The organism is Heyndrickxia camelliae (genome assembly GCF_002844575.1).
Taxonomy (GTDB): domain Bacteria; phylum Bacillota; class Bacilli; order Bacillales; family Bacillaceae_C; genus Margalitia; species Margalitia camelliae.
The window spans coordinates 291,918-313,545 of record NZ_PIQO01000004.1 but is presented as its reverse complement, the minus strand read 5'-3'; the positions used below and the strand labels follow the sequence as shown (position 1 = coordinate 313,545).

Genomic DNA, 21,628 nt, shown 5'->3' with positions numbered 1-21,628 from the left:
TTCAGAGGAGGGTTTTGTCCCAGCCTCTTTACCTACTGTATTGGGTAATAGCTATAACATTATATGAAATCATCACATTATTACCTGAACCTTGGGGGTATTTTCGCCATAATTGGTGGCGTACATGGTATTCCTTACTCGTTAATCCAGTTTTGTTCATTTCTGTTTTACTTTATTATAAAATAGTCTGTAAAATAGAAAATCAAGCAACTAAATGAAAATTGAAAGACTCAAATCGAGCGCTGTATTTATGTTGTGATATATTCATTCTATTAGGTTTAATAAATGAAAATAGCAATCTTAAGATAAATGGTATCCTGAGAGAAATTGCTTGAATTAGGGCAACCTTGCAAATAATATTATAAAATGCTATAATAAGNGGCAACCTTGCAAATAATATTATAAAATGCTATAATAAGAAGAATTATTTTTGTTCGGTGTAAAGGATAGTATTAGTAAAAACTTTTCGTCTTGATGATCACTGTGGGCAAGGATAGTAATACATTAGTGTGCTAACACACTGGGAGGCAACAAACATGGAAAAAGGTAAAGTAAAATGGTTTAATAGCGAAAAAGGTTTCGGATTCATCGAACGCGAAGGTGGAGAAGACCTATTCGTTCATTTCTCCGCAATTCAAGGCGAAGGGTACAAAACTTTAGAAGAAGGTCAAGAAGTGACTTTTGATGTTGAGCAAGGTCAACGTGGAGCACAAGCGGCTAACGTTCAAAAGGCTTAATTTTAATCCCAAGTATGAAAAGACTCTTTTATAGAGTCTTTTTTATTTCCCTAAAAAATAAAAATCCCACTCATAATGAGTAGGGAACATGAAATAGTAAATGGTAAATATTTTATAACATATTATTTATATTTTTCCTAATTTTAAAAAATATCCGCTAACGACAAGGGATTATTGTGAATTCTTAAAATAACAGCAGGGCATGCTCTCTTTTATAGAATTAAACGGGAAAATTATTTCAATAGGACAACTTTTCTTCCCTGCATATTTTCTTGAGTAATGCGCGACAGCCAACGGAAACAAGACTATATGTTTCTTCAAAGTCCCCTGTGTAAAATGGATCAGGTATATCTTTCTTTTCTTTGGTTAGGTCAAGCAGCCTAATTATCTTTGGATGATTAGGCTTGCCAGTTATAGTATATATATTATTTATATTATTCTTGTCCATACCTATAATATAGTCAAACTTATAAAAGTCTTCTTTTATTAACGGCCGTCCAACAAGTCCATTAGAAGAGATCTTGTATTTCTTTAGAATATCAAGAGTTCCTTTGTGTGGAGGTAAGCCGATTTGCCATGAACTAGTTGCAGCGGAATCAACTAAGAATTTGTCATGTAAATTTTTTTTAATGACCATGTCACGAAATAAAGCTTCTGCCATTGGTGAACGGCAAATATTCCCCAGGCATACAAATAAAACGCTAATCATGTACTTTACCCCTTTTAATCATCTTATATTCATAAAATCATCTTATGTATAAAACACCTTATTCGTAATCTTTGGAACAACTTAATTATTTCATAATACAAAGGCTTGAATGATTTTGAGTTTCCAATTTTAGAAGATAGTCATCAAAAAATCAATATTTGCATTTTTTCACAAACTAAAAGAAGATGAGGTAGCTGCTCCACTAACGGACGGCTAGTATAAGAAGAATCATTATTCGGATTAAATTATGGTTTGCGATATCATTCTTTATATTAATGTTAACTTATGAATATTCATTATATTGGTGAATAAAAGCTTCGATTAAATGAGTAATGGGGAAAAAGCTACACCATTTTTAATGTTTCAAGACGGTAATGCAGAAGAAACGATGAATTATTACATATCGATCATAGACGATTCCGAAATTACTAGCATCTACAGCGAATGAAGCTGGTGACGAAGGAACTGTCATGCAGGCTATCTTTTCCATAAAAGGCCTTAAGCAGCCAAGAATAACAAGCAAAAATGATACAATAATTAAAATAGGTCTTGTTTTCAAGGAGGAAAAACATGGATTACATTTTATCAAATAATTTAAATAGGAAGAGGTCGGCCAAAAATACCATAGCGGCGGGGTTGTCGTCATACCATTGGCCTTAAATCGAACGGAACGGTTGACCGCTGTAGGTGATAATAAGAATGGCCAATGTAATGTAAGCGGTTGGTTCAATATTGTGGCCGTTGCGGCTTGGAATGTTTATATGGCGAGGAACACGGGGAATACTCATACAATCGGTCTTAAATCGGACGGAACGGTGGAGGCTGTGGGTTCGAATAAGCATAACCAGTGCGATGTAAACGACTGGTGCGATATGAAGCGGTTGCTGTAGGTTGGTGTCGTACCATTGGTCTTAAATCGGATGGTAAGGTGGAGGCTGTCGGGCGAAATAATGAAGGTGAATGTAATGTAAGCGTCTGGCAAGATATTGTGGCGGTCGCGTCGGGTGATTGGCATACCATTGGTCTGAAACTGGACGGAACGGTGACGGCTGTGGGGAATAATAGGTATCGTCAATGAAATGTAAGCCATTGGCATGACATTGCGGCCATTGCAGCCGGTTATTTACATACTATTGGTCTTAAATCGGATGGTACGGTGGTAGCTGTGGGTCAAAATAAGGTTGGTCAATGCGATATTAGTAGCTGGCGCGGTATTGTGGCAATAGCGGTGGGGAGTAGTCATACCATCGGCCTTAAGTCAGACGGTACTGTGGTTGCGGTAGGTTCTAATAAGTATGGTCAATGTAATGTTAGTGGCTGGTCCGATATTGTAGAAATTGCAGCAGGTTGCGCCCATATAATTGGTCTAAGATTGGACGGAACGGTGGTTGCCGTGGGTGATAATGAATATGGCCAATGCGATATAAGCAGCTGGCACAACATCCAATTTCCAGGCAATTAATTTACATAAAAGGTAAAAAACGATTCCTCTGCTAACAGGTTAGCTTAATAGGCATAATGATAAGAGATGTTGAAACTATGTTAAAAAGAGGCCGTTTATGAATAACAGGTAATTTCCAATCAGATAATTACAAGTGTCACCATCGGAGTGATCTTTTCCTTGTCTTTGATTGTATTAACTCTTTATTTGCATTTACCTTAGCTTAGCAACTAGAATAAAACTAGTTAATCTACTATCTGTTGGGAGGATTAAAATGCATACATTAGGATGGATTGGATTAGGACATATGGGAGCGCCGATGGCAATGAATCTTTTACAGGAAGGCTGCCAAGTGAATGTGTATAATCGTTCACTGGAAAAAATAACGGCTTTAGTAGAAGCCGGGGCAACTCCACTGCCATCACCAAAAGAAATAGTCAAGCAATCTGATATTACCTTTATGATGTTGTCGGACTCCCATGCAGTAAAATCTGTACTAGCGCAAGAAAACGGAGTATTAGAAGCGATAAAACCAGGTAAAATTTTAGTAGATATGAGTACGATTTCACCAGAAGATTCATTATCAAATGCGGAATTTGTTTCTGAAAGAGGCGGTGTATATTTAGATGCACCGGTTTCTGGTTCAGTGGGTGCTGCTATTGGAAGACAATTAGTGATTCTCGTTGGTGGGGATAAAACTGCTTTAGAAATTTGCCAACCTTATTTTCAACTTTTAGGTAAAAAAACGATTCATTTTGGGTCAAATAGCAAAGGGAGTTCCGCAAAATTAGCTATTAATTTGTTACTTGGCGTGATTGGACAAGGGCTTGGTGAAACATTACTATTTGCCGAGAAATCGGGACTAGAAAAGGAAAAAGTGTTGGAAATGATCTCTTTTTCCAGTATGAATACCCCTCTATTTCAAGGGAAAAAAGAAATGTACCTGAAGGGGGAATATCCATCTGCCTTTATGCTTGAACTAATGGCGAAAGATTTAGGACTAATAAAAGCGGAAGCAAATCGTCTCGAAACCAGATTGCCACTTGCGGAACAAGCAAATGTTACTTATCGCTCTGCGAAAGAAAATGGGAAGGCAAAGCTAGATATGGCAGCTGTTTATTTAGAGCTAAAGGATCAAAATAACATCAAGGAATAAGCAACGTTTAGAGGTTCTTCCTTCGTTCGTTAAGAAAACAACAAAAGAAAAATCAAATAGATTGTAACCGTAAATGGTTAAAACTCCAGCTGCCAATTTGGTGGCTTATTCTTATTTGGCTTATAGTTTGATAACATTTTTATATAAATTATGGTATATCAAATAGCCTGCCATTCTAATATAGTTAGGAAGCAGTGGAAACGATTGGTTATCATTGGAAGAATCGAAGTGTGAGATATAAGGTGTTTTTCAAATTTTAACATTTAATCTTCTCAGTTGTCATTTTCCATTATTCAAAATATAATAGGAATACTCTAACTATTCAGGATAAATGGACGCTTGGGGGAGGAAGGTTTCAATGGATTTAAGTTACTATCATTGCGGAACGAAAATAATCATGGGAAATGGTTCTACGAAGGAAATTTCAAGAGTTATAAAAGAATATTATCCGGATAAGACACGGATCATGGTGGTGAGTGATAGAGGTTTAGTAAATCTAGGTTTAGTCAGTACTCTATTAAATACACTTGATGGAGCCGGATATGAGACCATTTTATTCGATTCGGTTTCACAGAACCCTCGTGATACCGAGTGTATCCAAGGAGCAAGACTATATATGGAACAGAGTTGTGAAATGGTAATTGGATTTGGTGGGGGAAGTTCCATTGATACAGCGAAAGCAATCGCACTCCTAGGACCGAATGGGGGAACCCCTTTAGATTATTTTCATAAAAAGCGAGAATATGAGAATATTGCTCCAATCATTTGCATTCCTACCACAGCCGGAACAGGTTCGGAAGTAACAAGATCCTCCGTAATTACTGTTGCATCCACACATCAAAAAATTACATTAAAGCATGAATTATTACGGCCAACACTTGCTATCTTAGATCCCGAATTAACTTATTCATTGCCTGCACATATTACCGCTGCAACTGGTGTGGATGCATTAGTTCATGCGATTGAGGGGTACACTTGTAAAGTAACAAACCCTATTTCTCAAGCTTTCGGAGCCAGAGCTATGCAACTTATTCCCCAATATCTTCTACAAGCATTTGAAGATGGAAATAATCATGAAGCTCGTGCAAAGATGCTGGAAGCTAGCTTATTAGCTGGATTATGCTTTGGATCCGCGGATGTAGCTGCTGTTCATTGTTTGGCAGAGGGTTTAGGAAGTCTCTATGATACTCCACATGGGGTGGCCAATGCTGTCTTCCTACCATATGTCATCGCGTTTAATGCACAAGATAATAGTAACATTCATGCCTTAATCTCGAGATTGATGAAATTTGCGAATGACTATGATTCAGATCTTGTAGCCGTAGAAAAACTTGTAACGGGAATAAAGAAATTTACGGAAGATCTAGGAATTCCAAGGCTCAAAGAGCTCCCCAATGTTAAAGAAGAAGATTTCGAAAAAATCGTTCATCTTGCTTATATAAACAATTCAACCATAAGTAATGTCAGGGATGTTACCGAAGATGATTATCGAAAGATTTTATCCAATGCCTATTACGAAAATGATTTGGTTTGGTCGTAAGTAGGTAGTATACAAATTGCCCATGTTCTCGGATTCATATAGAACGATGGGCAATTTTTTTAAGCTACGGATATTTGCACATAAGTTTTTTTGGTTCATATTAATATTTCAGATGAATTCATAAGCCAGTTACTTAAACCATAGTCTATTTGTTGCTATATCCATTAGATAACTTGTTTGGTCGGACGAATCGTGATTGATTCATGAAAGTTGTCCACTGATGAATCATAGAGTAGTTGTTGTAAACTACTAGGATTTTATATTACAAGTTGGTGTTGTCCGTCTTCCATTGATTGATAACTCGTTTATTTTAATTTGCCGCCAAATACCGGGAAGAAGCTATGTTCACCATAATCCTGGATGTGCTCTACATTTTTTAAAGTCTCCATATCAGCATCACTTATTGAAAAATCAAGATCAGCATTGTTCCTCATGTGATCCGGATTTGCTGTCTTAGGAATGACGACAAGACCAAGCTGGATATCATAACGTAGACAAAGTTGTGCAACAGATACTCCATACCTATCAGCTATTTCCTTAACCTCAGCATTATCCAGAACTGCACCGTGTGCAATTGGTGAATATGCCTCTACTTGGATGTTATTCTTCTGGCAGAATTCAATGAGCTCCAAAGGAATATTACTCACATGTGCCAATATTTGATTTACCATAGGCATGATCTGACAGTTTGCAAGAATATTCTCTATATCATCCTGAAGAAAGTTAGAAAGACCTATTGCCTTTACCTTGCCTGTCTTATATGCATCCTCCATTGCTTTCCATACTTCTATATTTTCCTCGAAGTAACGGTTCTCCTCTCGGAACTCTGCCCAAGGCTGTGGGCTATGGATAATCACAAGATCAATATAATCCAGATCCATTTTTGCTAAAGATTCATCTATGGACTGTGTAACAGTGTCATAGGTTTTTAATTCTGCAGCAACCTTTGTTGTGATGAAAAGTTCTTCTCTTGCAACACCACAGGAACGGATTCCTTCACCTACACCAACTTCATTCATATAAGCCTGGGCAGTATCAATATGACGATATCCGATAGATACCGCATCACGCACTGCTTGTGCTGCCTGGGCATCGTCCAGTAGCCAGGTTCCAAGACCTAATTTTGGAATCTCTACACCATTTGATAATTTGTAAGTTTCGTTAAACATGTTTTTTCTCCTTACCTTTTTATATTTTTACTAGCTGGTTTTATATGGGGTATCGATTTCACAGTAGAAATTTTTTAATGAAACAAAGCTGGTTACCTCTTTGGGTAATAGCTTATACAATCTTGTCTCTTTCTTAATTTTCCGGAAGAACTTCATTAACACAAGCTAATGCGTTCAATGTTCTCGGGAAACCTATATAAGGAAGGCAATGGGTGATGGCAGCAATCAATGTTTCCTTATCATTGCCAACATTTTTGTTACCAAGCACATGTGACTTTACTTGACCTTCAGCACCACCCAAAGTACTTATGATGCAGAGTGTCAATAATTCCCTTATTTTCAACTCCAGTCCGCCACGCGTATAGAAATCTCCAAAGCAAAAGGAAGAAAGATACTCTTGAATATGTCTTTGGTTTGCTGGAGCAGTCTCTTGCATTTTTGCAATGACATCACCAAAGATCTCTACCTGAGTAGCAAGTCCTTTTTCAAAACGATTTTCTTCCTCAACTAGTTTTTGACTTTCAATCGGTAATGCAATATTCATAGATTTGAAAACCTCATTGACTTCACTGATGGCATTTAATGTTTTCGGAAATCCAATGTATGGAGCACACTGGTAAACAGCCTCTTTAATTTCTACTGGTGTCAGCCCAACGTTTAGCGCTGCACCTACATGTGCCTTGAGTTGAGGTAACGTCTGTTGGGTAGCAAGCACAGCCAGAGTAATAAGCTCACGTTGTTTATCATCCAGGTTACCTTGATAAAAAACTTCTCCGAAAATAAAGCGGCTAAGAATGTCCTGAAAATCTGGATCGGTAGTATATGCGGCAGGTACACCATTGCCGAAAAGTTGATTGTATTTTTCTTTACTTTTTTCAACACGGTTCATAATGAAACCTCCTTTCATTATTCAACATCTGTTTATAATTATAAAAAGTTGTAGGATACATACAATGGTTAAATCCATGCAATTCGTTGATTAATCAACAAATTAATGGAAATTGTTGATAATCTTTTGAGGAATGTGGGTGAAAAAATTTCTAAAGTGGATAGAGGAATACCCAAAAGCTAAGCAGCTATCCAAACTGCTTTGATAGCATCATTCTGGAAATCTGGAATGTCCTTTAGAGCGAGTCAAAAGGACAAGGTAACAGGGAATCCACCTTGTTTTGTCCTTTAGAGTGAATTAAAAAGACAAGGTAACAGAGAAAATTTACCCGAATTTCCTTTAGAGTGGTTTAAAAGGACAAGGTAACAAGGAAAATCCGTCCGAATGTCCTTTATAGCGGTTCAAAAGGACAAGGTAACAAGGAAAATCCGTCCGAATGTCCTTTATAGCGGTTCAAAAGGACAAGGTAATAGGAAAAATCTGTCCTAATGTCCTTTATAGCGGTTCAAAAGGACAAAGTAATAGGGAAAATCTGTCCGAATGTCCTTAATAGTGGTTCAAAAGGACAAAGTACCAGGGAAATTCCGCCCTATTGTCCTTTAGTGTTGTTTAAAAGGACAAGGTACCAGCGAAAATCCGTCCGAATGTGCTTTAGAACTGCTCAAAAGGACATTATACCAAGGAACCCCCGCCCGATTGTCTTTGTTCGGTACATATATTGCAAAAGAATGCTGATTCAAAATGTGTAGTCGGCAGATATCAGAGAAAAGGATTATTCCTTTTCTCTGATATCCATACGTTTATAGTATTGATAGGTAACCAAGCATTATGAGCACCAACAAAAAATAAAGCAGTAACGTTAAAGACTAGTATAAGATTTGAATTAACAGATATGGTTGGCGGTAATCCCCTTTATGGTTGTATTATTATTTTTTAAAACAAAATCTGCTCGACTGTCGGCTGTTGAAGCAGCATCCACGATTGCATGTGTAATTAGCTAATTTTATGAGTAATTTTTCAGCCTTAAGTTGAAATTATCGATTGGTTCTCCATTAGTGTTTTTTAATTGACGGCAACTGCCCTAACCATTTAATATATATCGTATACGATATATCGAGTAGGATGTATTTGCAGAAAGGGGTTGAAATATGGATAAAGCTGCATTTATACGGGAATCCATTGATTTCTTGCATCGGTATATGATGAAAAGTCTCCAGAAACAAGCTGAGGAGCATGGCGTTACGATTCCGCAGGCAAGAGTTATAGGTGAGGTGTATGCTCATAAAACAGTGAGTATCAAACAACTTCAGCAAAATCTGAAAATGACGCAAAGTACCGTTTCAGACATAGTGGAAAGACTCGCTTCCAAAGGCTTTTTAGTAAAAACGCCAAACGCGAAGGATAAGCGTTTGGTGGATATTACTTTGTCTAACAGACTTGCGGAAGAAATCAATGAGAGTATATCGGAAATTGGCAATAAGTCTCTTGTGGGCGTACTAAATCTTTTAAGTCAAGAGGAACAAGAAGTTGTTGAGAAGGGTATGAGAGTGCTAGTTTCGGCCGTGAAAGAAAAAATGGAGGCAGAAGGAATCGATAACGAAGAATTCTTTGATGTCTTGTTCTTTCCTAGTGATTCGAAACTTGGAAAATGAACATCTAACTTGAAATCGGAGGAAATAAGTTGAGAAGAATTATAAAAGGACGCTGGGCTATATTTGCCATCTGGCTCATTGCGACGATATTAGTTACCGTTATTCAACCAGATATTAACGCTATACTGAGGCAAAAAGGGCAGGAAGGAACGAGCAGCAGCAGCCCATCTGTGCAAGCAGATAAAATTTTGAAAAAGATGGATACCACAAAAGGTACGAATAACCTGATTGTTTTTTACGATAAAAATAAAATTTCCAATGAAGAAATGGAAAAAATCGGGGATGCGGTCAAATCCATTCGCGACAGCAAAAAAGAACTTGGTGTTGCAGAAATGATTGATCCTTTCAGTATGCCTGATGCTAAGAGCTCTTTAATATCAAAAGATGGTACAACCTTAATGGTTAGTTACAAACTTGATAAAAGAGGCAGAGAAATCGATGATATTAAGAAAGAGCTTGATAAAAAACTAGAAAAAGTGCCTGTTGAACACTATCTCAGTGGGGAAGACTTTATCAATAATGATTATTTGAAGGCGTCGCAATCAGGCGTTGAGAAGAGTGCTGCCTTGACCGTAGTGTTTATTTTGGTAGTGCTGATTCTTGCATTCAGATCAGTTGTGACACCTTTAATATCTTTACTGGCTGTTGCATTTTCCTATCTTTGTTCCATGGGGATTGCTGCGCAATTAATTGATAAAGCAGATTTTCCAGTGACCAGTCTTACACAAATGCTCCTAGTGCTGATCCTTTTTGGAATCGGTACGGATTATAATATTCTATTATTTAATCGATTTAGAGAAGAACTGTCACACGGACACTCGGTCGATGACTCAATTGTCAACACCTACAAAACTGCAGGTAAAACAATAGCTTATAGTATCCTTACTGTATTTATTGCTTTCCTTGCACTGGTATTTTCTGAGTCACCAATCTATAAATCTGGTGTCGTTGTCGTAATCGGTGTCACCGTCCTATTGCTCGAAATTTTGACCTTAACTCCTTTTATCATGAAGGTATTAGGCAAAAAACTATTTTGGCCGTCGAAAAATGTAGGTGGCCATAAAGAAAATAAATTCTGGGGAAAAACGTCCTCTTTTGCTACCAAACATCCAATAATCATTACCATTATTGTCCTTTTGATCATTGGTCCTACCGTGTACCTGCACGAGGAAAAGCTAAATTTTGATACCGTTGGAGAGCTTGGAAATAAATATCCATCCTCTAAAGCGATAAATTTAGTGGCGGATCATTTCGGTAAAGGTCAGGCGATGCCTGCAACGGTAGTTATTGAAAATAACAAGGCCTTGGATAATAATGAGTCTCTTGCGGTGATTGATCATTTAACGGATGAGTTAAAAAACTTGAAGGGAGTTAAGCAAGTATCCTCTGTAACTCAACCGCAAGGAGAAAAAATTGATGACTTCTATGTTAATGGTCAAATGGGATCTGTCACCGGCGGTTTAGCGAAAACGCAAGATGGTGTGGATCAAATCAATAATGGTTTGAAAGAAGCACAAGACAAGCTTGGATCCGCAGACTTTTCGAAAGTTAATGATATGGTAGATGGCACTGCCAAGCTTCAAGACGGAATGACAGCTTTAACAAAAGGTTTACAGCAAATTCAAGCTGGGATAGATGATGGATCCAATAATCCGCAAACAATCAGCAGCGGTATAGCAGCCATTGAATCCAATCTCTCAAAGATGAGCAGCGGTGTAGCGGTTCTTGCAGATAATTATGGAAAAATGCAGGCTGGCTATAAAGAAATGGGCACACATTATCAAGAGGCCGCACAAGCTTTGCTTGGAGTAAAAGGTGCTATATCACAAATGCAATTGATGGTGAATGCATTAGGAAATAGCTATGCAAATTCTAATACCGATCCTAACTATCAAGGACTAAAACAAACTATCGATCAATTATCCAAATCCTTAAGTCAAATTACACCTGAAGGAATTCAAGCATTAAATAAAAATTATAACACCGTTACTTCTGGGTTTGCGACCGCAAATAGTAATCTTGCTAAAATGGGTACTGGGTTATCGCAAATGGCAGATGGTTTGAAAAAGCTGAAAGAGGGATTAGTAAAAGCATCCTCCGGAATCAGCACCATTGTTACAAATATGAATGATGTCAATAATGGGCTTGGACAAATGAAATTAGGTCAAAAGCAGCTTGCAGACGGTTTAAATGGCTTCAGTGTCTTTGGAGAAAAGCTCTCAGACGTAAATGGCGGGCTGGAGCAAATTTCGGATGGACTTGGAAAAACAAATGGTTACTTGACTCAGCTTCATACTAATAAAAGCTTCTTTATTCCAAAGGAAGCTCTAACAAACAAGGATTTTAAAAAATCATTAGACGCATTCATGTCCGAGGATAGAAAAATCACGAAGATGACGGTTGTTTTAAGTCATGACCCTTATTCCAATGAAGCGTTGAGTACCATTAAGAAAATAAACACAACCGTTGCGGATGGACTTAAGGGTACTGTTCTTGCAGATGCGAAAAGCGGTACATCCGGATCCAGTGCAACTACAAATGATATGAATGATGTATTGTCACGAGATTTAAATAAAACGACGACCATCGTTATTATCGGCGTATTAATCGTTCTATTCTTTGTTATTCGCTCTTTCTGGACACCGGTATTTATCACAGCATCTCTTGTAGGGGCTTATTATGCAGCGATGTTCCTAATCAATTATATATTTATTGATTTGATAGGATATGAAGGTATATCTTCTTTTGTACCGTTCTTCTCCTTTATTATCATTGTTTCATTGGGAGTGGACTACAGCATCTTCCTCATGATGCGGTATAAGGAATACCAGCATATATCACCGAAAGACGCGATTATTTTGGCATCCAAACACACAGGTGGTGTCATCATATCGGCAGTTATCATTCTTGGCGGTACATTTGCTACATTAATGCCATCTGGAATGGTTTTATTATCGGAATTAGCAATTGCTGTTATTACAGGGTTAATTGTCCTTTGCTTTATCTTACTTCCGATCTTTTTACCAGCATTAATTGCCCTTCCAGATGTATTTGGAAAATTAGCTTCTAAAAAGCAAGAGAATGAATTAAGTTTGAAAGAAAATGCTATGTAGAGAAGAATATATGAACTACATGGAACTGCACCTTTAATTCCTGATTAAAGGTGCAGTTTTTTATAAGGTTTTTAAGGCAGACCAAAGGAGGATATCTAGTAATTCAAAAAAGAGAATAAAGATAATGTCTAAAAATTTGGAAAAATAGTAGACAAACAATGTTGTCGCTATATATAATAAATTGGAAAGTGATAGTAAAGTATGACGAATATTGGTAGTTAAATAGTTCTTTTGAACTGTAAATTAATTTATTTTTATTAAAAAAACTTATTATTAATAATATCCTGCATCATTTATTAGTAAAAAATAGCTAATCACCACGTAGATTAATTAAACCGAACCTTGAAGTTAACCTCGAAAGTACATACGTCATTGCTTCATCGCAATATTTAAACATGATTAAATCTTAGGTCCTGTCATTTCGAAAGAATTTTGTTAAAGATTGGATGGAGATAATTCCAATGTAAATTCATTTCAGGATTAACAGGTATTCAACAGTTAGCAAAGACGATACAGCCTTTTGTTCTAACCCCTCCAAATCTATCAAGAAATCATTACCCGTCTAAATATCCTGATAAATATTACAGCATATTCTAAGCTTCTTTTGTACAGTGCTGCTATGTTTCTATATTTTCACATAAGAATATATAAAACTATCAATAGTAGGAAGCAGTAAAGGAGGTGAGGGAAATTGGAAGTATGTGCATAATAATAACCCATGGGTAGACAAGTCCGCCGAAGACAGGTACCCATGGGTCATACGTTGGGGTATACCAACGTAATGTTAGTATACTCCATTTTTATATAAATTTGTATATAAAAAGGAGCGATTAATTTGAAAAAGGTAACAAAGTATATCGTAAATCCAAAAACGTGCATTATTTATCCTCATTTCGATGAATACGGAAATCACTATTCTATTGTAAATGAAACCGATAGAAGACTTATTGTAGAGATGAGTCCCATCAATATTATTGAACTTAGCCTGTTAAAGCATGCCTCCAGTTTTAAAGGCGCAAAAGAGGGGGCCAGGTATATCCTCGGCAATACCTCAATGAATCCATTAATGATTAATGATAAATTAGGTTTATATGCCATCCCAACTATGTCGCCTGCAAATATCGAGTGTGTTTGGTTTATGTTAGAGCAATATGTGAATCGAATACCAATGGGAAAAGATAACTTGCATGTTCTATTTAAAAATGGCTTCACCGCTAACTTAAATATTAGTATAAAAAGGTTTGATGATAAATTACAGAAGGCTTTTCGGCTGAAAAAACATATGGATGATATTATAAAATCTCCTATGGAGTATTCAGCTGAAAACGAGTATTCGATTGTAATAGATCCCAACAATAATGGGTATGTGATAAGAGAGAATAATTGATGAGGAGAGCGGCTATTAGCCGCTTTTCATATTTGTAGGGAAATGACACATGTTTAGGATGGTAAATCAGGAAATTTCCGCAATCGGCACTGCTTGAGATAATATGTAGTGAGGGGATAGGAATGGTAAACTCTGAATTAGGAATATTCCACCAATTAATCTCTATCTTTAGGAGAATAGTTGAATAATGTTATAATGGAGATTAGTGTCGGTGAACACGATGAGAATGCCTTAGTGAAGAAGAAGGTACAGGTGTTGTGAATAATATAATTTCTTTTATTTCACCTGTCTAAATCTATTCGCCAAGAACCATTCTCAAAAGCATCATAGAAAAAAATGAAGGTGAAGCAATGAAAGTAAATCGAAATGATCCATGTCCATGTGGAAGTGGAAAAAAGTATAAGAAATGTTGTTTGTTAAAGGAAAGTATTGTCCAAATCAGTGAAGTGAAAGAAGAGCGTTTTCTTCGCGAAAGACATGAACTGATGTTGAAATTAACTAGTTTTTTAGATAAGAAAATTCCAAGAAACCAATTGTATCGTTTACATAGCGAGTTTCGCAAAAGAACGCAATCGAAACTCCCAGATAAAAATGAATTGGACTTTTTTCAATACTGGCTCAACTTCTTCCGTTCTTATGAGAATGGGCTTCGTGGTATTGAATGGTTTCTGAATGAAAATGGAACCCATCTATCCGAGGATGAAAAAGCATTGGCAGAAAAATGGTCCAGACTGACTCCAAAAGTAGTGCAGGCTATTGGAAAGTCCAAAACAGATATTCTATTTGAAGAGGTACATACGAAGGAGCAGTTTACCATTCTAGATAATAATGAAAATGTACCGGACTTTGCGCCATGGATTGGCACCATCAGTTTAATCGATCATTTTGATAACAAAAATTATTTCAATGGTATTTGCGTATTTCAAGGCCCTGAAAATATAAATCGGATTCATAACTTTATTCAAAAGTTAATGGAAGATACAAAATCCAGCCGGGATGATGTGTTATTTACCTATTATCCGGAAATCATCGGAGAGTTTATGAAAGATCCAAATGAACGTACTAATCGTGAAGGAAAAGAAATTCATGTATACAACGTTCAATATCAGGTAAAGGATGAAGAAATGGTTGCAAGTTTCCTACAAGGAGAACCGGAATTTGCCACTGATTATTGGGAGCCAAATGCTAAGAGATTAAGCTGGCTTCATAGCTATCATGAATACACAGATAATGAAATGGCAGGAAAAGCACTTTTAGCGGAAAGCTTGGGAATCATTTCATTAAGGAAACATCAACTTACATTTGATTGTTATGATAAAGATATTCTGGAACAATTTAAGCAAAAGGTTAAAAAAGTGGAAAATGCTGTTGATTGGAAGGATGAAAAGGAACAATCACTCCATATTCCGGCTACTGCCGAAGTCAAGAATATGGCCATTCAAATCAGCGAGAATGTACCGAAGTATTTTATCCTTTATGCCCAAAATAGCTTTCAATTTGAAATCGATAAAGCCTTACCAATATTTGACGATCTTTCACCACGGGAAATGGTCCAAAACGGTCGAGTGCCAGAAGTGGATATTTGGTTAAAGCAGCAAGAGTACAATCTGTACCTGCATGTAAAGGAACAGTTTGGAGCAGTAGAAAAATCAGCGGATTTTAATACAGTTCGAAAAGAATTAGGCCTTCCATTATCTCCTTTTGTAACCGGTGGAGAAAATCGTGTTTCTGCAATTAGCGCAATCAAACAACAGCCTAGCGAGTCAATCCTTACCAATGAAGATATTCCATTTTACGAAAATCTAGGCTTTACACCTGAAACTATTGATAGCTTTTATGCAAAGCCATTGGTGGACTTTTTCAAAGAAAAAATAGCTGGTAAGAGTGAAAATACAGTAAGAAAATATAAAAATAGTTTATTTGACTTACGAGAGGTCCTTGAGTCCCATTCATACCATAGTTGGGATGAATTGACCGAAAAACAATGGGAAAATATTCTCACAAATGATTACTTTAATATGTTTGAATCTGTGAGCAAGACACAGGTGAAGGACTTTTTAAGCACGGTAAAAGCTTTAGCGAAATGGTTGGATGACAAGGAAAACACAACGATTTCAGAAAATCTGCTCAAGGCTATGAAAGTAACAGAGACAAAACGCCTCCAATTAGCAGGGGTTTAAGATATGATGGAAAGAAGACCGATGTGATTCGGTCTTTTTCATTCACTTACATTCATAAATAGTATTGTCAAATCAAATGGCACCACCCGACCAAAAATGAATACCGAGTGGTGCCATTTATTTAGTTTGTTACGAGTTGATTGGATAATAGTTGAATAGTTGTTTTTCGAATCAATTGCGGTAGAACTTGAAACGTATATGGTTTAAAGACACGTTCAGTCCATTTGTGGCCGTCTTTCCCATAGACGCCCATATTGATGGAGGCAATATTTAATTCACGAATATCTTTAAACGGTGTCATCCCGATGGATTGCCATTCCGGTATATTACGAATCAAGGAAAGAATTTCTTCATCGGTTTCGTGCAGCGAGAGAAAGCTTCCATCTGCTAAATATGGGAAAAACTTTTTAATTGCAAATGTTTCTTCCGTTTCTCTCCCCAGTTCTTCTACTATTTGTTCAATTGATTGTAGCAATATACGATCACGAGCATTGTCAGTTCTTAAAAAATTATGCGGTAAATAAGGTGGTGCAAAGAATAGAATTACCCTTGGTTTCTTATCCGGATCCAGTTGCTGCAATGCTTCAACTACCTTAAAACAAAGCATCCGCAGTTCCATCCCTTGATTTTCCTGAATAACCCTTTTAGTATGGGATAACGTTTCGATTCCTTTACTTTCTAGCTCCTCTATGAATTCGGCTAACGTTATCACTTCAATATCCCATAAAATTGGTTTTGGTGGATAACCTGTTTGTTTAAGAAACTTCTGGTAACGTGTATAGGAAGAATGCTTGACTTCAGAGCAGGCTTGACTCGTAATTTCTTTTAAACTATTCATTATTTCTTTTGCCGTTCTTTCATAAATAAAATAGTTAAAATATAAATAGCTGCTTGTTGCCGTTTGCACATTATAGATTTCTTTCGTGTCCCTTTGATATAGACAAGTCGGAGGAAGGCATAATTCGCCTTCAATGTTTTCAGCTAAATCGAGATTATTATGAATCCTCCTAGTTATTTCAGATGCAATATAATTCGGATCAATACCGGTTAAAGTGTCCCCGACATGAACTTCTCTGCCGTAAATATAGAAACATGGAAGAAGCTTACCGGCTGCTCCGGTATAAATATAACGAGTTGTATCTTGTTCAAACAATGGTGTTATGAAATCATTGTTAATAGCAGCAACAAACTCGAATTTTTCCTGTACTTTCAAGCGCTTCAATTCGGAAATGGCCATTTGCACACCAACGTGTTGGCTTTCCTCATCTGGATTTAGCATCAGCAAAATATTTCCAGGAAGTTCATCTAAATGTTCACTAAAATAAAGAATATTAGAAATGTGTACAGCAATCCCACTTTGCATGTCTACTGCGCCTCTCCCAAATAGCCATTCACCTGAGAGGGCATCTTGTTGTACTTCTTGGTCATACTCATAGTTTGCAAAGAACTCTTGTAAGGCATCCGGATTAAATGCATCCTTTTTCATGGATCCAAAATCTTCAATCCCGACGGTATCTAAATGGGAATGAAAAATAATCGTTTTTCGGGAAGCTGTCTTACCGCGAACAAGGGCAAAAATATTCTTACGTCCTAATTGATCTTCTGGTATTTTTTGTTCCCAGACATTCAATGGGTGCTGCTTAAAATAAGGAAAGGTGAGTAAAGTTTGCTTAATAAATTCTGCTAGATTTGCTTCACCCTCTGTTCCATTTATACTTGGAAGACTAACTAATTTTCTAGTTATAGTTTCTAATTGTTCCGCTAATGTTTGTTCTTTAAGTTCGTTATACATGATGTTCAACCTCACTTTAATGATTAGGAAGCTTTTTTCTTTCTTACATTCAATTTTTGTTTCTTTTTAATAAATAGGTGGTAATACCCATAACAGAAAATGATAAATGGTATACTGCAATAAATTCCGAGTCGTTGTTCAGGAATAAAGAGTAAGGATACGACAATTATTCCGTATAATCCGAATCCAAGTATCGGAACAATCGGATAGAGTGGCGTTCTAAACTTCAAATCTTCCAATTTACCGCCATCGTTTATGTACTTTTTACGGAAAAGAAGTTGGGACAAGCATATAGACATCCATACAAAAATGGTAATGACTCCGGAAATAGAAACTAACCACACATACACGGTTTCTGCTGCGAAAACACTAGTTAAAAGCGATAATGCCGAAACGGATACGGTCATGATTAACGCTCGCAGTGGAATCCCACGCTTTGATATTTTTTTCAAAAAGGACGGTGCCAGACCTTCCGTCGATAAAGACCAAGCCATTCTGGATGCAGCGTAGGTACCCGAATTGGCAACAGAAAGGACGGCAGTGAGAATAACGAAATTCATGATATCTGCTGCAAAGGGGATACCGATTTTATCAAATACCGTAACAAACGGGCTTTCCGATAATCCTGCTTTATCCCATGGAATAAAGGCATTAATAATGGCAATCGCTAAAACAAAGAAAATAATGGTTCTCCAGATAATATTACGAATCGATCGCGGCAAGGTTTTCCCTGGGTCTTCACTTTCCCCCGAAGCTATCCCGACAAGCTCCGTTCCTTGGAAGGAGTAGTTTACTGTTACCATCGTTAGCAAAATAGCTGCTATGCCGTTGGGGAAAAGACCGCCATGACTGGTGAAATTAGTGAAAAATGGTGCAGCTTCATGCCCCTTTAAAGGAATAATGCCAAATACTGCGGCACCACCGAGAACGATAAAGGCAAGGATTGCTGTTACTTTAATACTTGAAAACCAAAATTCTGTTTCGGCGTAGCTTCGTGCAGAAGAGGCATTCAGCATAAAAATAACGGCACCAAATACAATACACCAAACCCAAACAGGAACATCTGGAAACCATCTCTGCATCGTGATACCTGCTGTTGTATACTCCAAACCAGCGGTATTTGCCCAGCTTAGCCAATATAACCAGCCGATGGTAAAACCAGTAGAGGGACTTATGAATTTTCCAGCGTATACTTGGAAGGATCCCGATACTGGCATGGCTACCGCCAATTCTCCCAGACAAAGCATCACAAGGTACATTAGAAACCCGCCAGCTAAAAAGGCAAGTATCGACCCTCCGGCCCCAGCCTTACTAATAATCAAGCCAGAACCGTTAAATAGCCCTGTACCTATAACACCACCGAGTGCAATCATGAAAAGATGTCTGCCCTTCATGGATCGCTTTAGCTCTGTGTTCGTGTTGTTTGTTTGCTTCATAAGTTAACCTCACTTTCTGTTCTTCTAAACTAGTGAAATGATTTATTCCAATGAAGAGAGAATCTGTATAAGACATTTTTCTAATCGGATTTAGAAAACGCTTACAACTGATGTTAAAAAAATTATACATTTACGATTTTTTCACTATACGAAAAATGTTTTCGTAATGCGATAAAAATTATACCTATATTTAAAATTATTTTTATTTTCTTGTCAATAGGTACTATTTGAAAGTTTCAGATTAATAGTATTTACATCATCACTTTTGTCCTATATGATAAACAGTAATAAGCATTCAGAAGGAAGATGGGGAATACAATGGTTCAATCAATCGATAGGGCAATGCAAATCATTAATACTCTTACCTCCAATGACGGTAAAAATTCATGGGCCATTTCGGATATTGCAAAAGAAATCAACCTTCCAGTAGGTTCAGTACATAGAATTATCAGCACTTTACTCAAGCATGGGCTGGTGGCACAAATCGCCGAAACGAAGCGGTATACAGTGGGACATAAATGGATGGAAATTGGTCTTCGTTCACTTGAGAATATTGATTTCAGAAAAGCGACACGCCCGATCATGGAACAGTTAGCACAAGATGTGAAAGAGAGCGTTTATTTCAGTATTCCGAATGGAAATGATGCGATTATAATAGAAAGAGTGGATAGCCCTTCCAGTGTACGAATCATTGACAACCTAGGCGAACGCATTCCATTGCATATTGGTGCAGCTAATAAATCCATGCTTGCGTTTATGGATGAGGAAATAAAAGAAAGTATTTCTCATGAATTAATAGAATCCGAAAAAGAACGATTAGAACTCTTACGGCAGCTAAATGAAATTAAAATAAATGGGTATGCGGTGAGCTACAGTGAAAAAACAGAAGGGACAGCATCTATTGCCGCTCCAGTCATTGGATTCAACAATAATGTCATAGGTTCCTTGTATATCAACTTACTAGGAAGCGATATCCCAGATGAACGGTTTTCGTTTTTAGTGGTAAAGGTCACTAATGCTGCTAATGAAGCATCTTTACGAATTGGGAAAACAAAGTAAATGTTCGAAAAAGAAAAAATTAGAAGAACCTGATAAAAAAAGTGTTCTTCTTTTTTGAATGTAAAAAAATATCCGTATTTATATAAAACCTTTGTATTAGCCATCTATTACGCTTTTAAACTGTTATAATTTTTATAGAAATGGCTTAGTTATTTTTAAGCGTTGTTCTTTTGCATAACCGATAGGATAGAATGTTCTATATAAATGCGTACGGTGATATGTAGGAACAAAGCATATTGAAAAACTCAACGGATGCAGAAAAGGAACGTGTTTTGTTATTCTTAAAAGAAATGCTCAGGTGGAATAATTTTGAAACAAAATAAATGAATTACGTGAATCTCAATTTCACGAAGGTTTTTATTGTCCACTTTGCGAAAACGAAGATGTTATCTGACATGGCAAATTCAATAACAGACAACGATATAAATGTAAATCTTGTAAAATTCTCTCCGATTATCTGAGTTCAAAACCGTTTAAAATCTGACTGTATATTTTAGGATGTGAATTTTAATGGGGGCTTGGGGTCCAGCTATTTTTTCAGATGATTTAGCTTGTGATGTCCGTGATGAATTTAAGGATTTAATTGTAAATGGTTTAAGTTCTGAAGAGGCGACTAATAAATTAATTGATAATTATGGTATCAGTAAAGAGGACTTAGAAGAATACAATGTATTTTGGCTTTCGTTAGCAGCAACACAATGGAAAATAGGAAGATTAACCGATGAAGCAAAGACGAATGCAATAGAAGTTATTGATAATGGTTCAGATCTTGAGAGATGGAAAGAAGAAGGAGAACCTGGATGGGCAAAACAACGGGAGAAGCACCTATTAAAGCTTAGAGAACAGCTGATTTCTCCTCAACCTGAGCCAAAAAAGGTCAAAAAACGCTATAAAAGCCAAACTGATTTAGAGTTTGGGGACGCAATTTCCTATCAGTTACGCTCTGGTAATTTTGCAATTTTCCGTGTAATAGGTCACCATACTGATGATGGTGGAACAGATCCAGTCTGTGAATTGTGTGACTGGATAGGGAATGACATACCATTACCCCATGAAATTGAAAAATTACCAACGGTAAAAGAGAATCACTTAACAACACTTGGTAGAGTTTATTCGAAATTTATTTTGGGACAGATGTCTCCAAAAGATTACCCAAATGACAGAACAAAATTAGTTGCAAGAGGGCTAAAGATAGAGCTAAAAAATGAACCTGGCGACGGGTGGGTATTTCTGTGGAAGTCATTAGATAAACAACTTAATGAACTTTACGGATTTTCTTGATAATAAGCACAATTAAATCGCCAAAATGCGATTTTTCTTCCCTACTTATTACACCATTGCATAAATAACAACAATCAAAAATAACGA

At 36.9% G+C, this 21,628-nt stretch carries 14 protein-coding genes and 3 pseudogenes; 12 read left to right on the top strand and 5 right to left on the bottom strand.

All coding sequences use genetic code 11. The features are described 5' to 3' along the window. Together CWO92_RS25830 and CWO92_RS08575 are read left to right on the top strand one after the other, a co-directional pair. A pseudogene (locus CWO92_RS25830) lies at positions 1-218 on the top strand (hypothetical protein); the annotation flags it as partial. 318 nt (positions 219-536) lie between these two features. Next, positions 537-737 carry a cold-shock protein gene (locus tag CWO92_RS08575; RefSeq protein ID WP_101353795.1) on the top strand — a complete coding sequence of 67 codons (201 nt, stop codon included), beginning with the start codon at positions 537-539 and terminating at the stop codon, positions 735-737. Between the two features lie 238 nt (positions 738-975). On the opposite strand, the gene CWO92_RS08570 is transcribed toward CWO92_RS08575, so the two are convergent. After that, positions 976-1,446, bottom strand: a complete 471-nt coding sequence (locus CWO92_RS08570) for a low molecular weight protein-tyrosine-phosphatase (RefSeq protein WP_101353794.1) — start codon at positions 1,444-1,446, stop codon at positions 976-978. A 325-nt stretch (positions 1,447-1,771) separates the two neighbouring features. On the opposite strand from CWO92_RS08570, the pseudogene CWO92_RS25995 reads away from it, so the two are divergent. The 4 genes and pseudogenes from CWO92_RS25995 to CWO92_RS08550 form a co-directional block, all read left to right on the top strand. Next, positions 1,772-1,943, top strand: a pseudogene (locus CWO92_RS25995) (VOC family protein); the annotation flags it as partial. A 73-nt stretch (positions 1,944-2,016) separates the two neighbouring features. Then, positions 2,017-2,908, top strand: a pseudogene (locus CWO92_RS08560) (RCC1 domain-containing protein). Between the two features lie 253 nt (positions 2,909-3,161). Continuing rightward, complete coding sequence (locus CWO92_RS08555; protein ID WP_101353793.1) at positions 3,162-4,043, top strand: NAD(P)-dependent oxidoreductase; 882 nt, start codon at positions 3,162-3,164, stop codon at positions 4,041-4,043. Positions 4,044-4,401: 358 nt separating this feature from the next. Beyond that, the gene (locus CWO92_RS08550) at positions 4,402-5,583 is read left to right on the top strand and encodes an iron-containing alcohol dehydrogenase (protein ID WP_101353792.1); all 1,182 of its coding nucleotides are present in this window, start codon (positions 4,402-4,404) and stop codon (positions 5,581-5,583) included. A 305-nt stretch (positions 5,584-5,888) separates the two neighbouring features. Here the strand turns inward: CWO92_RS08550 and CWO92_RS08545 are convergent, their stop codons facing one another. After that, positions 5,889-6,752: an aldo/keto reductase gene (locus CWO92_RS08545; RefSeq protein ID WP_101353791.1), complete on the bottom strand. Its 864-nt coding sequence runs from the start codon at positions 6,750-6,752 to the stop codon at positions 5,889-5,891. Positions 6,753-6,885: 133 nt separating this feature from the next. Then, the gene (locus tag CWO92_RS08540; RefSeq protein WP_101353790.1) at positions 6,886-7,641 is read right to left on the bottom strand and encodes a carboxymuconolactone decarboxylase family protein; all 756 of its coding nucleotides are present in this window, start codon (positions 7,639-7,641) and stop codon (positions 6,886-6,888) included. Positions 7,642-8,789: 1,148 nt separating this feature from the next. Between CWO92_RS08540 and CWO92_RS08535 the strand changes: the two genes are divergently transcribed. From CWO92_RS08535 to CWO92_RS08520, 4 genes are all read left to right on the top strand, one after another. Further along, complete coding sequence (locus tag CWO92_RS08535) at positions 8,790-9,293, top strand: MarR family winged helix-turn-helix transcriptional regulator (RefSeq protein WP_101353789.1); 504 nt, start codon at positions 8,790-8,792, stop codon at positions 9,291-9,293. A 29-nt stretch (positions 9,294-9,322) separates the two neighbouring features. Further along, entirely contained in the window at positions 9,323-12,406 is a 3,084-nt protein-coding gene (locus tag CWO92_RS08530; RefSeq protein ID WP_101353788.1) for an MMPL family transporter, read from the top strand. A gap of 835 nt (positions 12,407-13,241) precedes the next feature. Next, the gene (locus CWO92_RS08525) at positions 13,242-13,793 is read left to right on the top strand and encodes a competence protein ComK (protein WP_158176315.1); all 552 of its coding nucleotides are present in this window, start codon (positions 13,242-13,244) and stop codon (positions 13,791-13,793) included. A 350-nt stretch (positions 13,794-14,143) separates the two neighbouring features. Beyond that, positions 14,144-15,973: a YecA family protein gene (locus CWO92_RS08520; RefSeq protein ID WP_101353786.1), complete on the top strand. Its 1,830-nt coding sequence runs from the start codon at positions 14,144-14,146 to the stop codon at positions 15,971-15,973. Between the two features lie 121 nt (positions 15,974-16,094). Here CWO92_RS08520 and CWO92_RS08515 read toward each other — a convergent pair whose 3' ends face one another. Continuing rightward, on the bottom strand, positions 16,095-17,765 hold the full coding sequence (locus CWO92_RS08515) for a M20/M25/M40 family metallo-hydrolase (protein ID WP_101353785.1): 1,671 nt from the start codon (positions 17,763-17,765) through the stop codon (positions 16,095-16,097). 23 nt (positions 17,766-17,788) lie between these two features. Further along, complete coding sequence (locus CWO92_RS08510; protein ID WP_101353784.1) at positions 17,789-19,201, bottom strand: amino acid permease; 1,413 nt, start codon at positions 19,199-19,201, stop codon at positions 17,789-17,791. 318 nt (positions 19,202-19,519) lie between these two features. Here CWO92_RS08510 and CWO92_RS08505 point away from each other — a divergent pair, with 318 nt between their 5' ends. After that, complete coding sequence (locus CWO92_RS08505) at positions 19,520-20,260, top strand: IclR family transcriptional regulator (protein WP_101353783.1); 741 nt, start codon at positions 19,520-19,522, stop codon at positions 20,258-20,260. A 510-nt stretch (positions 20,261-20,770) separates the two neighbouring features. After that, the gene (locus tag CWO92_RS25825; RefSeq protein ID WP_199256898.1) at positions 20,771-21,541 is read left to right on the top strand and encodes a hypothetical protein; all 771 of its coding nucleotides are present in this window, start codon (positions 20,771-20,773) and stop codon (positions 21,539-21,541) included. Positions 21,542-21,628: the final 87 nt, after the last annotated feature.

What these genes read in the sequence shown, in the direction of transcription:
- CWO92_RS08550 (WP_101353792.1), top strand. Translation starts at nt 4,402, where the DNA reads ATGGATTTAAGTTACTATCATTGCGGAACGAAAATAATCATGGGAAAT.
- CWO92_RS08540 (WP_101353790.1), bottom strand. Translation starts at nt 7,641, where the DNA reads ATGAACCGTGTTGAAAAAAGTAAAGAAAAATACAATCAACTTTTCGGC.
- CWO92_RS08570 (WP_101353794.1), bottom strand. Translation starts at nt 1,446, where the DNA reads ATGATTAGCGTTTTATTTGTATGCCTGGGGAATATTTGCCGTTCACCA.
- CWO92_RS08515 (WP_101353785.1), bottom strand. Translation starts at nt 17,765, where the DNA reads ATGTATAACGAACTTAAAGAACAAACATTAGCGGAACAATTAGAAACT.
- CWO92_RS25825 (WP_199256898.1), top strand. Translation starts at nt 20,771, where the DNA reads ATGGGGGCTTGGGGTCCAGCTATTTTTTCAGATGATTTAGCTTGTGAT.
- CWO92_RS08575 (WP_101353795.1), top strand. Translation starts at nt 537, where the DNA reads ATGGAAAAAGGTAAAGTAAAATGGTTTAATAGCGAAAAAGGTTTCGGA.
- CWO92_RS08510 (WP_101353784.1), bottom strand. Translation starts at nt 19,201, where the DNA reads ATGAAGCAAACAAACAACACGAACACAGAGCTAAAGCGATCCATGAAG.
- CWO92_RS08505 (WP_101353783.1), top strand. Translation starts at nt 19,520, where the DNA reads ATGGTTCAATCAATCGATAGGGCAATGCAAATCATTAATACTCTTACC.
- CWO92_RS08545 (WP_101353791.1), bottom strand. Translation starts at nt 6,752, where the DNA reads ATGTTTAACGAAACTTACAAATTATCAAATGGTGTAGAGATTCCAAAA.
- CWO92_RS08535 (WP_101353789.1), top strand. Translation starts at nt 8,790, where the DNA reads ATGGATAAAGCTGCATTTATACGGGAATCCATTGATTTCTTGCATCGG.
- CWO92_RS08555 (WP_101353793.1), top strand. Translation starts at nt 3,162, where the DNA reads ATGCATACATTAGGATGGATTGGATTAGGACATATGGGAGCGCCGATG.
- CWO92_RS08520 (WP_101353786.1), top strand. Translation starts at nt 14,144, where the DNA reads ATGAAAGTAAATCGAAATGATCCATGTCCATGTGGAAGTGGAAAAAAG.